Genomic DNA, 13,744 nt, shown 5'->3' on the forward strand with positions numbered 1-13,744 from the left:
GGCCGGTCGGGGCTCACCGCTGGTTCACAGCCACGTTGCTGGGCAGCGGGATGTACGGGAACGACTCCAGGATGGCCTTGTCGTTCTTGTCGACCTTGTCCGTCAGACCTGGGACGAGCTTGCCGGTCACCGCGGCACCCGCCACGGCCTGCAGCGAGATGTCCACGACGTCGTCGGACAGGCGGCGGCCGTTCGGGAAGCCCGCCAGGTCACCGGCCAGCACGCCGAGCCGGTTGGGGTCCTTGGCCGGTGGGACCGCCATGTTGAGCCGCAGCATCTCGGCGGGCCGCAGCCGGCCGGCGTCCTTGTTGAGGGTCTGCGAGTTCAGGTCGGCCTTGATCGGCCCGTTGCCCTTGGCGATGCCGGTCAGGAAGATCTCGACCAGGTCGCCGCGCGGGGTCGGCGGCGCCTTGATGCCGTAGATGCCCTCCAGCAGCCTGGCCACCTCGGGGTCGGTGACGCGCTTGACCACGGCCGGGATGTCGGCGTCCTTGGCCGGGGGAAGCGAGTTGAACGCGTCCTTCAGACCGGCCGGCATCACGACCTCGTTGACCAGCGGGTTGCCCAGGCGCGAGACCTGGACGTAGCCGTTCGGGCGCCACTTGTCCGTGGTGGACCAGATGCCGACCACCGGGTTGCGCCGGGCGTCGCCCCGCAGCGCCAGGTCGTGGGCGGGCACCTGGACGGCCAGGGTGCTCACGTTGTAGCCCTTGGTGGTGTCCTGGCCGACCTCGGACAGGTTGCCGCCGTAGAGCAGGTCGAACACGCGCAGGTCCAGGAAGAACGCCTCGTCGGACTGGCCGGCGTAGGCCTTGCCGCCGTTCGGGAGGCTCTTGAGGGACTGGGCGCGCAGCGTGCCGTAGTCGGGCATCGAGGCGGGGCCGACGTTGCTCGGCGCGACGATGCCGTCCGAGATGAGCGTCCGGCTGCCGCCCTCGGTGATCCGCTTGAGCGTGTAGTGCTGGCGGAAGAGCAGGTTCTCGTCGTGGAGCGAGGTGACGGGCCCGTTGTTGTACAGGAACGTGGCGTTGCCGCGCCGGTCCTCATCGCGGAAGGTCCACTGGTACGTGATGTCGGGCCGGGCGTCGCCGTCGTTGTCGATCTTGATGTTGTAGCGGGACTTGGTGTCGAACGTGTAGAAGTTCGGCCCGCCCTGCGGCTCCTGGAACGGGATCCAGTTGGCCAGCAGCGTCACCGTGTCGGCCTTGTCGGGGCTGACGAACGCGTACACGTCGGTGTTGTCGTTACGCGGGTCCCCCGCGATCATCGGCGCCTCGCGGTGCGAGGAAGCGTCGCCGGAGTCGGTACGAAGCACAGCGAACGAGGAGGCGGTCAACGCCGCCGCGACGCCCAGTCCGACTAGAGCGCGCCGGTTGATCCGGAGCTCCATGTTCGGTCCTTTCGAGAGAGCTGATCGTGATCGAGAGGTTCCGGCCGGGTTCCTCGACGGCGTATTCGTGGCAACTCCGCGAACGGATGTGTCTTCTCCTCCTCGAGAATGAGACGTCAACGAAAGTTGACATACTTAGGTCGTCAATTTAAGTTGACGGGTGCGGATCGCGATCCGCCGTTCGTTGGGATTTTCGGGATATATCTCGAGAGGAGACACGGTGATCAGAGAGCTGCTCGCCTACATGCGCCCGCACAGGAAGATCTTGGTGCTTGGGGGGTTACTCGGCCTGGTCGGCTCGGCGGCGGGCCTGGCGATGCCGTTGCTGGCCAAGTACGTGGTGGACGCCTTCGGTGAGAACCAGTCGATGGCCGGGCCGTTGCTCGGGCTGACCGTGGCGGTGCTGGTCGGGGCGGTGGTGTCGGCCCTGGGCACGTACCTGATGGAGCGCACCGGCGAGGGCATCGTGCTGGGCGCGCGGCGCCGGCTCATCGACCGGATGTTCCGGCTCAAGGTCGCCGACGTGGACCGGCTCAAGCCCGGCGACCTGCTGTCGCGAGTGACCGGTGACACGACGTTGTTGCGGGCCGTACTGACCAACGGGGTCGTGAACTCGATCGGCTCGGTGTTCATGCTGGCCGGCGCGATCATCATGATGGCGACCATGGACGGCGTGCTGTTGCTGGTCACGCTGCTCGTGGTGGTGGTGATCGGCGGGCTGACCGGGCTGGTGATGCCCAGGATCCAGCTGGCGCAGAAGCAGGCCCAGGAGGCCGTCGGCGAGATGGGCGCGGTGCTCGACCGGGCGCTGCAGGCGTACCGGACGGTCAAGGCCAGCGGCGCGGAGGAGCGCGAGATCGCCGTCGTCGGGGGCGCCGCCGTGCGGGCTCGCGACCGAGGGCTGCAGGTGGCCGGGTGGACCTCGCTGGCCGGGGTGGCGACCTGGATGACGGTGCAGATCGCCTTCCTGTGCGTGCTGGCCGTGGGCGGGGCGCGGGTGGCCTCGGGCGTGCTGGAGGTCTCGTCGCTGATCGCGTTCCTGCTCTACCTGTTCTACCTGGTCGCGCCCATCGGGCAGATCGTCGAGGGCATGGTGCAGTTGCAGCAGGGCCTGGCGGCGATGAAGCGGATCAAGGAGATCGAGGACCTGCCCGCCGAGCCCGTCGGCACCCCGGTTCCGGCGGCCCTCGTCGGGGTGCGGCCGGCGGGGGTGCGGTTCGACGACGTGGTGTTCCGGTACGGGGACGACCGGCCGATCGTGCACGACGGGGTCAGCTTCGAGGTGCCGCCGGGCGGGCTGACCGCGCTCGTCGGGCCGTCGGGCGCGGGCAAGTCGACGGTGTTCGCCCTGCTGGAGCGCTTCTACGAGCACCAGGACGGCTTGATCACGGTCGACGGCCGGGACATCCGCGACTGGCCGCTCGCCGAGCTGCGGGCCACGCTGGGCTATGTCGAGCAGGACGCGCCCGTGCTGGCGGGCACGCTCAAGGAGAACCTGCTCTTCGCCGCCCAGGACGCCAGCGAGGAGGAGCTGCGGCGCGCGATCGTCCGCACCCGCCTGGACGACCTGGTGGCCAGGCTGCCCGAGGGGCTTGAGACGGCCGTGGGACACCGGGGCGTACTGCTGTCGGGCGGCGAGCGGCAGCGGGTGGCGATCGCCAGGGCGCTGCTGCGCAAGCCCAGGCTGCTCCTGCTCGACGAGGCCACCTCGCAGCTCGACGCGGTCAACGAGCTCCGGCTGCGCGAGGTCATCGCCGAGGTGGCCGCCGAGACGACCGTCCTCGTCATCGCCCACCGGCTGTCTACGGTGACCAACGCGGACCGGATCGTGGTCATGGAGGCGGGCGGTGTCCGGGCGGTCGGCACCCATGACGAGCTGGTGGGCCAGGACGACCTCTACCGCGAACTGGCCGCGACCCAGTTCCTGGTGAGCTAGTCCCGTCTTCCGAGCGTGCCGCCCCTTGGCGGGCCCAGCCCTGTCTGGGTGGCGGCACGGCGAGTGATCGAGTCCGGCACGTCCCGGCTCCCTCCGGTGAGGAACCCCCGCCGACGACGTCCTCCGCTGGCGGCTTCCTCCTCTGCGAGAGCACCGCCGGCGGCTCCCTCCCCTGAAGGACCTCCGCCGAAGTGCGGCGGGGGAGGGAGCGGCGACCGCTGGGAGTGACGTGCGGAGTACTCTGCGAGTGACATGGGTGAATATGGTCATTCATTGCTCGCACCGTGCACCCCACAAGGCACGACGATCGGGCCATCCTGGAGCTGTTCCCCGACAACGAGCCGCCGACCAGGTGGATCCGTCTGGCGCGAGAGGGATGAGAAGTCGGACAGATGGTGTTGGAGCTGCTGTGACAGGTGGATACCACAGTGGTCTCGACGGGCTCCTCGATGGGCGACGGCTCTCTCCGGTGCAGCGGCGGATCGCCCACTACCTGTCCGAGCATCTCGACGAGGCGATCTTCCTGTCCAGCGTCGAGCTGGCCGAGCGGTCAGGGGTGAGCCAGCCGTCCGTGACCAGGTTCGCCATGGTGCTCGGCTTCGCCGGCTATCCGGAGCTGCGGCAGGCGCTGCGTCCGCTGGTGCTCGGCGGGCCGCCGGAGGAGAGCCTGCTCGAGGGCGCCATCGACAGTGAGATCCGTAACCTGGCGGTCGTCAGGGAGCGGCTGGCGGGCCTGCCCCTGAAGGAGCTGGGGGAGTCGCTGGCCGCCACCGAGCCGCTCCCGGTGCTGGGGCTCCGGGTCTCCTGCGGGCTGGCCACCACCTTCGCCTACTACGCGCGGCGGATCCATCCGGAAGTGCGGCTGCTGACCCACGGCGGCTCCGAGCTGATCGACGGGCTGCACGCCGCGCGGCGGGCGGGCGCGGAATGGCTGCTCGCCGTGGTGCTGCCGCGCTATCCGGCCGAGGTCATGCACGCCCTGGAGTACGCCGAGAAGCTGGGGCTGCGGATCGCCGCCATCTGCGACAAGGCCGCTTTTCCCGCCGAGGTGGTGCTCGACGCGCCGGTGGGGGATCGGCTGGTGTTCGACTCCCACGCGGCGCCGCTCACGCTGGCCATGGCCCTGGTCGAGGCCATGGCCGACGCGGCGCCGCTGCGTACTCAGGCCCGGCTGGAGGAGTACGAGCGGATGACTGACGAGACCGGCACGTTCGTGACCGGCGATCTCCCCTGATCGGTCCCGGCCCGACCGGCTAACCGGCGATCCGGCGTAGTGAGCGCACCGACCAGGTCACGGTCAGCGTGGCCAGCACCAGCATGACCGCGAACGCGATCGGGATCGACACGTCGGTCAGATTCCCCGCGAACAGCGCCCGGCCCGCCACCACCGGGTGGTACATCGGATTGAACACGGCCACCTTCCGCATCCACTCCGGCGCCAGCGTCATCGGCAGCAGCGCCCCCGACAGCAGCATGACGGGCAGGGCGAAGAACTGCATGATCTGCGCCATGCCGTTCTCGTCCCGCAGCGACAGCGCCAGGCCGTATCCGATGCCGGAGGAGAACAGGCCGGTCACCGCGATGAGCACCACCATGATGGCGAGGCCGGGCAGGCTGGCGCGCATGCCCATGACCAGCGCGATCACGATCACCACGACCGACTGGAGCATGAGCACGACCCCGTCGCGGAGCGTGCGGCCGAGCACGATCGACGGGCGCCACGCGGGGCTGACCGCGATGCGCTCCAGGACGCCGCTGCGCAGCTCGTAGAGCATGCCGTAGCCGACGCCGATCGCCCCGAACAGCGCGGTGATCACCAGCATGCCCGGCGCGAAGCTGGTGAGCTGCGCGGAGATGGGCTGCCCGGCGGCGCCCGCCACCAGCGGGCCGAACAGCAGCAGGTACACCACCGGCTGGACGATGCCGAACAGCGGCCAGATCGGGTTCCTGAACGTGTTGCGCAGCTCGTACACCAGGAACAGCAGCGTGTGGCGGATCATGCGGCGGCTCCGGTGTCGCGCAGGGACCGGCCGGTCTTGGCCAGGAAGACGTCGTCGAGGGTGGCGCGGTCGAGCGCGATCGAGGACAGGGCGAGGCGCTGCTCCTCCAGCGCCCGCAGCAGCGTGGGCAGGGTGTGCTCGCCGTCGTCGACGTACACGCGCAGCACGTCGTCGTCGACGCGCGTCTCGCGGGCGTACGGTTTGAGCGTCTCGGCGGCCCGGTCCGGCTCGTCCAGCCGGAGCGTGACGACGTCGTCGGCGACCTCGCGCTTGAGCGCGCCCGGTGTGCCCTCGGCCACCACCAGGCCGTGGTCGACGATCACCAGCCGATCGCACAGGGCGTCGGCCTCGTCGAGGTAGTGGGTGCTGAGCAGCACGCTGGTGCCGAGCTCGCGCAGCTGCCTGATGCGGTCCCAGAGGTTGGCCCGGTTCTGGGGGTCGAGCCCGGTGGTGGGCTCGTCGAGGAAGAGCAGCGGCGGGCTGTGCACCAGCCCGAGCGCGATGGCCACGCGCCGCTTCTGGCCGCCGGAGAGTGTACGGCCGGGCCGGTCGGCGATCTCTGTCAGGTCGAACCTGGCGAGCACGTCGGCCGTGGCCCCGGCTGGGTCGGGCACGCTGTGGATCTTCGCGGCCATGATGATCTGTGCCCGTGGCGTGGTGCTTTCCTCCACCCCGCCTGCCTGGCTGACGTAGCCCAGGTTGCGCCGGACGGCGCCGGGCGCCTTGAGCAGGTCGTGCCCGGCGACGGTGGCCGTGCCGGCGTCGGGCGTGATCAGCGTGGCGAGCATTCTGATCGTGGTCGTCTTGCCGGCGCCGTTCGGGCCGAGGACGCCGAAGATCTCGCCCTTGCCCACCTCGAGGTCGACACCGCGGACCGCTTCCACGGTCTGGGTGCCCTTCCTGCTCCTGGTGGTGAATGTCTTGCGTAAGCCGTGCGCGTCAATGATCATGGGGCTCCTCAGGGGAGTTCGTCGTTCTCCACTCTGATGACCGCCTTCTCCGCCCAGTCGAGCTGCGCGGTGAGCATGGCGACGGTCAGGTGAAGGTTCTCGTCGATGTGCTTGGGGGCGCCGTAGCGCTGTTTGACGCCGTAGGCGCCGCTTATCGCATCGATGGACATCCTGAGCTGCCGGATCCTGCCGTCGAGTGAGTCGAGGATCTCCTGCTTGGTCAGGCGGTCCATGAACGTGAGTGCCACTTGGAAGGGGTCGATGATGGGTTTGACCTCGTACCAGTTCTGAAGCAGCAGGCGGTGGAACTCCATGCGGCCCGCCTCGGTGATCTGGTAGACCGTCTTGCCGCCTTTGCCGCTCTCGACCACCTCAAGCAGGCCCTCTTCGGCCATCTTGCCCAGCCCGTGATAGATCGAGCCGAACGCCACGTTGGCCCAGTGCTCCGCGCCCATCACATCCAGCTGCCGGCGGACCTGATATCCGTTGAGCGGCTTGTCGAGCAGGCAACCGAGGACGAGCACACGGGTCGAAGAAGACATATTCAAGTTTGTAGTCAAATTTGAACCCATGTCAAGGTCATAAACTGAGCCGCATGACTGAACGACCGATCGCGCTGGTCACCGGCGCCTCCCGCGGTGTGGGCGAAGCGATTGCCAGGGCGCTGGCGCCCACGCACCACGTCATCCTCGGCGGCCGCGACCGCGACGCGCTGGCCGCCCTCGCGGCCGAGTTGCCCGACGCCAGAGCGTGGCCGGTCGAGCTGACCGAGGTCACCGAGGCCGACGCGGCGGGCGTCGAGCGGCTCGACCTGCTCGTGCACAGCGCCGGGATCGGCCTGCTCGGCAAGGTCGCGGAACTCACGACCGACGTGTGGCGCAGGACGATGGAGCTCAACGTGATCGCCGTCGCCGAGCTCACCCGGCTGCTGCTGCCCGCCCTCAGAGCGGCCGGCGGTCACGTGGTCTGCGTCAACTCCGGCGCCGGGCTCCGGGCGAACCCCGGCTGGGGCGCCTACGCGGCCAGCAAGTTCGCGCTGCGAGCCTTCGCCGACGCGCTGCGCCAGGAGGAGGCCGAGCTCAGGGTGACCACCATCTACCCGGGCCGGGTGGACACCGACATGCAGCGCGGCGTCCGTGAGCACGAGGGCGGCGACTACGAGCCGGACAAATACCTCAAGCCCGAGTCCGTGGCCCGCGCGGTGCTGGCCGCCGTCAACGCCGGGCCCGACGCGCACCTGACCGAGCTCACGCTGCGGCCCAGCGCGGGCCCGGTCAACTGAATGGATTCATTCACTACAGTGTCCTCATGCGAGGCGGGGGTCGTCGCTCTCGCGAACGTTCTGGAGGACCTGTGTCGGTGACCTACTGGTGCGAGCACGCCTGGCTGCCCGACGGCGTCCGCGAAAGCGTGCTCATCAGGGTCGACGGGACCCGGGTCGCCGACGTGACGCAGGGCGACCCCGACGGCGCCGAATGCCTGGCGGGCCTGACGGTGCCCGGCCTGGCCAACGCCCACTCCCACGCCTTCCACCGGGCGCTGCGCGGCATCACGCAGGCGGGGGCGGGCGACTTCTGGACCTGGCGCGAGCGGATGTACGAGGTGGCCGCGGCGCTCGACCCCGATCGCTACCTCGCGCTGGCCAGGGCCGCCTACGCGGAGATGGCGCTGGCGGGGGTCACCTGCGTGGGGGAGTTCCACTACCTGCACCACGCGCCGGGCGGCCGGCCCTACGACGACGCGAACGCGATGGGCCACGCGCTCATCCAGGCCGCCCGAGAGGCGGGCCTGCGCATCGCGCTGCTCGACACCTGCTACCTGACGGGTGGCATCGGCACGGGCGCGGCGGCCGGTGGCGGCACGAGCCTGGTGGGGGCGCAGGTGCGCTTCGGTGACGGGGACGCCGACCGGTGGGCGGGCCGGGCCGAGGAGCTGGCCGCCGCCTACAAGGGGCAGCCCGACGTGGAGATCGGCGCGGCCGTCCACTCGGTGCGGACCGTGCCGGCGGAGCAGATGCCGGTGGTCGCCGAGTTCTCCCGCCACCACGCGGCGCCGCTGCACGCGCACGTCTCCGAGCAGCGGGCCGAGAACGCCGCGTGCGTGGAGATGTACGCGGCCAGCCCGGTGCAGGTGCTGCACGAGCGGGGCGTGCTCGGGCCGCGCTCCACCGCCGTCCACGCCACCCACCTGAGCGACGTCGACATCGAGCTGCTCGCCCAGTCGGGCACGCACATCTGCATGTGCCCCACCACCGAACGCGACCTGGCCGACGGCATCGGGCCCGCCAGGACGCTGTTCGACCGCGGCGCGCCCATCACGCTCGGCTCCGACAGCCATGCCGTCGTCGACCTGTTCGAGGAGGCCCGGGCGGTCGAGCTGGACGAACGGCTGGCCAGCGGCGAACGCGGCCACTGGCGCGCCGACGAGCTCCTGACCGCCGCCACGGCCGCCGGCCACACCTCGCTGGGCTTCCCGGACGCAGGACTGCTGGTGCCGGGGGCCTGGGCGGACCTGGTCTCCGTACGCCTCGACTCGGTCCGTACGGCGGGCGCCGGTGGGGTGGAGGCGGTGGTGTTCGCGGCGACGGCGGCCGACGTGCACGCGGTGATCTCAGGTGGCCGGCGCGTCGTGTCGGACGGACGGCACACGCTGGGCGACGTGGGCGCCATGCTGACCGAGGCGATTGGACGGGTTCGATGACCTCTGTACTGTTCGACGGGATCAAGCTGCTCTACACCGGGGATCCGGAGCGCGAGGAGATCGAGGACGCGGCGCTGGTCGCCGAGGACGGCCTGGTCACCTGGGTGGGTCCGGCGGAGCGGGCGCCGGACGCCGACGAGCGGGTGGACGCCGGGGGCCGGGCCGTCATCCCGGGGTTCGTGGACAGCCACGCGCACCTGGTGTTCGCCGGCGACCGGACGCACGAGTTCCAGGCGCGCATGTCCGGCGTGCCCTACACCGGTGGCGGCATCAGGACCACGGTCGCCGCCACGCGCGCGGCCTCCGACGCGGAGCTGGCGACGAGAGCCGCCGCCCTGGTCGGCGAGATGCGGGCGCAGGGCACCACGACCGTGGAGATCAAGAGCGGCTACGGGCTGACCGTCGAGGACGAACGGCGCTCGCTGGAGATCGCCACCGGGCTGACCGACGAGACCACCTACCTCGGGGCGCACGTGGTGCCCTCGGGCATCGCGGCCGACGACTACGTGGGGCTCGTCACCGGCGAGATGCTGCGGGCGTGCGCGCCGTACGCCAAGTGGGTGGACGCCTTCTGCGAGCGCGGCGCCTTCGACGGCGACCAGACCAGAGCGGTGCTGGAGGCCGGGATCAAGGCGGGGCTGCAGGCCAGAGTGCACGCCAACCAGCTCGGCGAGGGGCCTGGCGTGCGGATCGCCTGCGAGCTGGGCGCCGCCTCGGCCGACCACTGCACCCACCTGACCGCCGCCGACGTCGACGCGCTGGCCGCCTGCGCCCCGAAGGACGCCCCCGGCACCGTGGCGACGCTGCTGCCCGGCGCCGAGTTCTCCACCCGCTCGCCGTACCCTGACGCCAGGAGGCTGCTCGACGCGGGGGCGGTCGTCGCGCTGGCCACCGACTGCAATCCCGGCTCCTCCTACACCTCGTCGATGGCGTTCTGCGTGGCGCTGGCCGTGCGGGAGATGGGCATGACGCCGCTGGAGGCGATCAGGGCGGCGACCCGTGGCGGGGCCCGCGCGCTGCGGCGTACGGACGTAGGCTGGCTGCTACCGGGAGCCCGCGCGGACCTCGTCGTGCTCGACGCTCCTTCCTACGTGCATCTCGCCTATCGGCCGGGTGTTCCCCTCGTTCACCAGGTGTTTCTCGGTGGTCTCCTCCTTTAGGAGGACATCCAGAACCGTCCCCTGGTCGTAGCCCTTTAGGGAATCTTTGCATCTGGCCGGACGTTGGCCGGATAAGAACGTAGCTGCGGAACGAGGTGCCTGGGGATGGCAAGGCCTACGGGGAGTCGCACGCAGGAGCAGCACGTCGCTGATCGCGATCTGCTGGGGACCTACCTGGCGGAGATCGGGCGGGTCCCGCTGCTGACGGCGGAGGAAGAGGTGGAGCTCGCCAAGCGCATCGAGGCGGGCCTCTTCGCCGAGCAACTGCTCGACAGCGGGGGTGCGGAGCCGCGCATCGGTGACGCGGCCGATGAGGAGCTGGAGCGCGTCGCGATCTCCGGCCAGCGGGCGAAAGACGAGTTCATCCAGGCCAACCTGCGCCTGGTGGTGGCGGTGGCCCGCAAATACTCGGGGCGCGGGATGCCGCTGATCGACCTGGTCCAGGAGGGGAACCTGGGGCTGGTCCGGGCGGTGGAGAAGTTCGACTACAAGCGGGGCTACAAGTTCTCGACGTACGCCACGTGGTGGATCAGGCAGTCCGTGGGCCGGGCCATCCACGAGCAGGCGCGGCCGGTGCGGCTGCCCACCCACGCGGGTGAGCAGATGACCAGGCTGATGCGGGTGCGCCGGGACATGCTGGCCGAGTTCGACGTCGAACCGACCGACGAGGACCTCGCCGGGATCCTGGAGCTGCCGATCGAGCGGGTCAAGGAGCTGCGCCGCTGGGCGTCCGACCCGGTGTCGCTGCAGCTCGGCGTGGGCGACGAGGACGAGACCGAGCTGGGCGACATGATCGCCGACGAGACCTGGGCCGACCCGGAGCAGCAGGCGATCGACATCCTGGAGCGCGAACGGCTCGACCAGTGGCTCACCGACCTCGAAGGTGACACGCGCGACATGCTGCGCTGGCGCTACGGGCTGGTGGACGGCCGCGAGCACACGCTGACCGAGGTGGGCGAACGCTACGGCATCGGACGCGACCGCGCCCGCCGCATCGAACGCGACGCGCTCGCTCGCCTCCGGAAGATGGCCACCGCGGCGGCTTGACAAGCAGTTTCTTTTACGGCAGAGCACGGTGGGCCCCACCCACCGTGCTCGGTTGCCGTCTGTCCAGGGGCACGCTCCTCCGGTGGAGCGGGCTGAGCGCCGTGACGTGCGCACTCTTGGCCCCGTCCGTGGATTGAGCTGATCGCCGTGCTCTCTACGGGCAATGCAGGATGCGCCGGAGGAACTCCTCGACCGCCGCCTCCGCCGTTTCACGGGAGCCGCCTCTGGCGACCAGCAGGGCGCTCTCGTTGATCGCGGCCAGCAGCATGTGAGCGTGCAGGTCCAGGAAGTCGGCGGGGATCGCGCCCGTGGTGCGCAGCGCGCCCTTCAGCATGCCGAAGGAGTAGCGCTCCTCCATCGCCCGCCACTTCTCCCACCCCAGCACCGACGGCGCGTCGATCAGCACGATGCGCTGGATCACCGGGTCGCCAGCGAGCCTGATCCAGGCCAGAACGCCGGCCCGAAGCGACTCGGCGGGGTCGGTGATGCCCGCGACCGCCTCGACGATCTTGGCGCCGATCCCCGCCTCGGTCGCCTCCAGCACCGCCTCGAACAGCGCGTCCTTACCCGCGTAGTGGTGGTAGAGGGCGCCTCTGCTCAGGCCCGACTCCTGGAGGACCGCCTCGATCGAGGTGCCCTCGTAGCCGTGCTCGGCGAACAGCCGCGTGGCGATCGCGAGGAGCTGGTCGCGGGTGGCCGCGCCGCGTTCCGCCTTGAGGTTCATGGAACCACTGTAGAAGCGGACCTCTGCCCGCAGGCCATAGACAAACCGACAGTCGGTCTGTAATTTCATATACCGACAGTCGGTTTTTAATCTAGGCATGAGGACACAAGATCATGAACGACATCAGTTACGTGGACGTCGGCGACGGACCGGTCGCCCTGTTCGTGCACGGCGTAGGCACCAGCTCCTACCTCTGGCGCAACGTCATCGCCGAGCTGCGCGACGAGCGCCGGTGCGTGGCGATCGACCTGCCCCTGCACGGCGGCAGCGCGCCGCGCGACGATCTCTCGATCCCCGCGCTGGCCGAGGCGGTGGAGGAGCTCTGCGCCGAGCTCGGGCTGGATCAGGTCGACCTGGTCGCCAACGACACGGGCGGCGCGGTGGCGCAGGTCTTCGCCGTACGGCACCCGGAGCGGCTGCGCTCACTCACGCTCACCAACTGCGACGTCCACACCAACACGCCGCCGGAGACCTTCCAGCCCACGGTCGACCTGGCCGCCCGGGGCGAGCTCGCGCCCTTGACCGTTGCCCTGCTGGACCAGCCGGAGCTGCTGGCCCGGACGGCGCTCGGCGACGGCTATGAGCGCATCGACGATCCGGCGGACCTGGTCGAGCACTACCTGCGGCCGATCTTCGACAAGCCCGATGGCGGGCGGGCCTTCGAGCGGCTGCTGACCTCGATCGACGCCAAGGACATGATCGCGATCGAGCCGCTGCTCACCGTGCTGGCCGTGCCGACCCTGGTGGTGTGGGGGACCGGCGACGTCTTCTTCGACGTGAGCTGGGCCCGCTGGCTGCGCGACACGATCCCTGGCGTCAAGGAGATCGTGGAGATCGAGGGCGGGCGGCTGTTCTTCCCCGACGAGCGGGCCGGCGAGCTGGTGCCGCACCTGCGCCGGTTCTGGGGCTGATCAGGCGAGCGGGGCCAGATACTTGTCCAGGTCGTCGAGGATCCCGCCGGCGGCCGTGACGCCGATGCCGAGCATCCACACCTCGTCGTCCACGTTGTGGGCGTTGCCCGACTTGACCGCCCCGAGGTTCTTCCAGAGCGGGCCGCCGGTCACCGCCGCCTGACTCTTGGCCGCCGCCTGGCCGTACGCGGTGTAGAAGACGGCGTCGGCGTCGGCCTGGGCGATGTTCTCCTGGCTCAGCTTGCCGAAGCGCTTGTCCTGCTGCGTGGCCAGCATCTGCGTCTCCGGGCGGGGGATGCCGGCGTCGCCGACGACGATGCCGCTGAACGACTCGGGGCCGTACATCCGGATCTCCGTCGGCATGAAGCGGACGATGCTCACCTTCAGCTTCGCGTACTTGGCGCCGACCTGCTTGGCCCGCGCCTCGTAGGCCGACAGCAGCCCGGCCGCCTGGTCCTTCTTGCCCAGGGCCTCGGCGTCGAGCAGGAAGTTCTGCTTCCAGGTGACGCCGACCTTCTCCGTGAACACGGTCGGGGCGATCTTGCTGAGCTTGTCGTAGAAGGCCGCCTGCCGGAACTTGGTGCCGAGGATGAGGTCCGGCTTGAGCGCCATGATGGCCTCGATGTTCGGCTGCTGAAGGGTGCCGACCGCCTTGGTCGCGGACAGCGCCGAGCCGAGGTACTTCGGCCACGCCTGGCTCTCGGTCGCCTGGGCCGCGCCCACGGGGGCCAGGCCCAGCGAGACCATCGTGTCGAGTTTGTCGGTGTCGAGAACCACGACCCGCTTCGGCGCCATCGGCACCTTCGTCTGGCCCATGGCGTGGGTGACCGTCCTGGTCGGCCCCGCCTGCTGGGGAGTGGTGGAGGTGCCGCAGGCGGCGAGCACGAGAAGGGGCAGCAGGAACGCCAGACGCATTGGGGGATCCC

General features: G+C 70.1%; 13 protein-coding genes. 7 read left to right on the forward strand and 6 right to left on the reverse strand.

Translation table 11 applies throughout. The features are described 5' to 3' along the window. Window positions 1–13: 13 nt before the first annotated feature. Window positions 14–1,390 carry a DUF4331 domain-containing protein gene (locus LDL49_RS08855; RefSeq protein ID WP_225290454.1) on the reverse strand — a complete coding sequence of 459 codons (1,377 nt, stop codon included), beginning with the start codon at window positions 1,388–1,390 and terminating at the stop codon, window positions 14–16. A 244-nt stretch (window positions 1,391–1,634) separates the two neighbouring features. Here LDL49_RS08855 and LDL49_RS08860 point away from each other — a divergent pair, with 244 nt between their 5' ends. Together LDL49_RS08860 and LDL49_RS08865 are read left to right on the forward strand one after the other, a co-directional pair. Beyond that, the gene (locus LDL49_RS08860; protein ID WP_263654825.1) at window positions 1,635–3,326 is read left to right on the forward strand and encodes an ABC transporter ATP-binding protein; all 1,692 of its coding nucleotides are present in this window, start codon (window positions 1,635–1,637) and stop codon (window positions 3,324–3,326) included. Between the two features lie 409 nt (window positions 3,327–3,735). Continuing rightward, on the forward strand, window positions 3,736–4,560 hold the full coding sequence (locus tag LDL49_RS08865; protein ID WP_225290456.1) for a MurR/RpiR family transcriptional regulator: 825 nt from the start codon (window positions 3,736–3,738) through the stop codon (window positions 4,558–4,560). A gap of 19 nt (window positions 4,561–4,579) precedes the next feature. Here the strand turns inward: LDL49_RS08865 and LDL49_RS08870 are convergent, their stop codons facing one another. From LDL49_RS08870 to LDL49_RS08880, 3 genes are read right to left on the reverse strand one after another with little or no spacing between them, the layout of a single operon-like run. Then, complete coding sequence (locus tag LDL49_RS08870; RefSeq protein WP_225290457.1) at window positions 4,580–5,326, reverse strand: ABC transporter permease; 747 nt, start codon at window positions 5,324–5,326, stop codon at window positions 4,580–4,582. Then, window positions 5,323–6,276, reverse strand: a complete 954-nt coding sequence (locus LDL49_RS08875; protein WP_225290458.1) for an ATP-binding cassette domain-containing protein — start codon at window positions 6,274–6,276, stop codon at window positions 5,323–5,325. Before LDL49_RS08875 ends, LDL49_RS08870 begins: the two co-directional genes overlap by 4 nt. 8 nt (window positions 6,277–6,284) lie before the next feature. Further along, on the reverse strand, window positions 6,285–6,818 hold the full coding sequence (locus LDL49_RS08880) for a PadR family transcriptional regulator (protein ID WP_225290459.1): 534 nt from the start codon (window positions 6,816–6,818) through the stop codon (window positions 6,285–6,287). A gap of 53 nt (window positions 6,819–6,871) precedes the next feature. Here LDL49_RS08880 and LDL49_RS08885 point away from each other — a divergent pair, with 53 nt between their 5' ends. The 4 genes from LDL49_RS08885 to LDL49_RS08900 all read left to right on the forward strand — a co-directional run bounded on the left by LDL49_RS08885 (window position 6,872) and on the right by LDL49_RS08900 (window position 11,183). Continuing rightward, complete coding sequence (locus tag LDL49_RS08885; RefSeq protein ID WP_225290460.1) at window positions 6,872–7,558, forward strand: SDR family oxidoreductase; 687 nt, start codon at window positions 6,872–6,874, stop codon at window positions 7,556–7,558. Between the two features lie 71 nt (window positions 7,559–7,629). Further along, a complete protein-coding gene (locus LDL49_RS08890; RefSeq protein ID WP_225290461.1) occupies window positions 7,630–8,976 on the forward strand; it encodes a formimidoylglutamate deiminase in 1,347 nt (448 codons plus the stop codon). After that, window positions 8,973–10,136, forward strand: a complete 1,164-nt coding sequence (hutI, locus tag LDL49_RS08895; RefSeq protein WP_225290462.1) for an imidazolonepropionase — start codon at window positions 8,973–8,975, stop codon at window positions 10,134–10,136. Before LDL49_RS08890 ends, hutI begins: the two co-directional genes overlap by 4 nt. Before the next feature lie 105 nt (window positions 10,137–10,241). Next, window positions 10,242–11,183 carry a sigma-70 family RNA polymerase sigma factor gene (locus LDL49_RS08900; protein WP_225290463.1) on the forward strand — a complete coding sequence of 314 codons (942 nt, stop codon included), beginning with the start codon at window positions 10,242–10,244 and terminating at the stop codon, window positions 11,181–11,183. A gap of 154 nt (window positions 11,184–11,337) precedes the next feature. Here LDL49_RS08900 and LDL49_RS08905 read toward each other — a convergent pair whose 3' ends face one another. Further along, window positions 11,338–11,907, reverse strand: coding sequence for a TetR/AcrR family transcriptional regulator (locus tag LDL49_RS08905; protein WP_225290464.1), 570 nt, complete (start codon window positions 11,905–11,907; stop codon window positions 11,338–11,340). 113 nt (window positions 11,908–12,020) lie between these two features. Here LDL49_RS08905 and LDL49_RS08910 point away from each other — a divergent pair, with 113 nt between their 5' ends. Further along, a complete protein-coding gene (locus tag LDL49_RS08910) occupies window positions 12,021–12,818 on the forward strand; it encodes an alpha/beta fold hydrolase (protein ID WP_225290465.1) in 798 nt (265 codons plus the stop codon). Here the strand turns inward: LDL49_RS08910 and LDL49_RS08915 are convergent, their stop codons facing one another. Continuing rightward, window positions 12,819–13,733, reverse strand: a complete 915-nt coding sequence (locus LDL49_RS08915; protein ID WP_225290466.1) for an ABC transporter substrate-binding protein — start codon at window positions 13,731–13,733, stop codon at window positions 12,819–12,821. Window positions 13,734–13,744 lie beyond the last annotated feature (11 nt).

Origin of the sequence: Nonomuraea aurantiaca, from assembly GCF_020215705.1 — a bacterium.
Taxonomy (GTDB): Bacteria; Actinomycetota; Actinomycetes; order Streptosporangiales; family Streptosporangiaceae; genus Nonomuraea; species Nonomuraea aurantiaca.

What these genes read in the sequence shown, in the direction of transcription:
- LDL49_RS08905 (WP_225290464.1), bottom strand. Translation starts at nt 11,907, where the DNA reads ATGAACCTCAAGGCGGAACGCGGCGCGGCCACCCGCGACCAGCTCCTC.
- LDL49_RS08860 (WP_263654825.1), top strand. Translation starts at nt 1,635, where the DNA reads ATGCGCCCGCACAGGAAGATCTTGGTGCTTGGGGGGTTACTCGGCCTG.
- LDL49_RS08880 (WP_225290459.1), bottom strand. Translation starts at nt 6,818, where the DNA reads ATGTCTTCTTCGACCCGTGTGCTCGTCCTCGGTTGCCTGCTCGACAAG.
- LDL49_RS08870 (WP_225290457.1), bottom strand. Translation starts at nt 5,326, where the DNA reads ATGATCCGCCACACGCTGCTGTTCCTGGTGTACGAGCTGCGCAACACG.
- LDL49_RS08910 (WP_225290465.1), top strand. Translation starts at nt 12,021, where the DNA reads ATGAACGACATCAGTTACGTGGACGTCGGCGACGGACCGGTCGCCCTG.
- LDL49_RS08855 (WP_225290454.1), bottom strand. Translation starts at nt 1,390, where the DNA reads ATGGAGCTCCGGATCAACCGGCGCGCTCTAGTCGGACTGGGCGTCGCG.
- LDL49_RS08900 (WP_225290463.1), top strand. Translation starts at nt 10,242, where the DNA reads ATGGCAAGGCCTACGGGGAGTCGCACGCAGGAGCAGCACGTCGCTGAT.
- LDL49_RS08915 (WP_225290466.1), bottom strand. Translation starts at nt 13,733, where the DNA reads ATGCGTCTGGCGTTCCTGCTGCCCCTTCTCGTGCTCGCCGCCTGCGGC.
- hutI (WP_225290462.1), top strand. Translation starts at nt 8,973, where the DNA reads ATGACCTCTGTACTGTTCGACGGGATCAAGCTGCTCTACACCGGGGAT.
- LDL49_RS08875 (WP_225290458.1), bottom strand. Translation starts at nt 6,276, where the DNA reads ATGATCATTGACGCGCACGGCTTACGCAAGACATTCACCACCAGGAGC.
- LDL49_RS08885 (WP_225290460.1), top strand. Translation starts at nt 6,872, where the DNA reads ATGACTGAACGACCGATCGCGCTGGTCACCGGCGCCTCCCGCGGTGTG.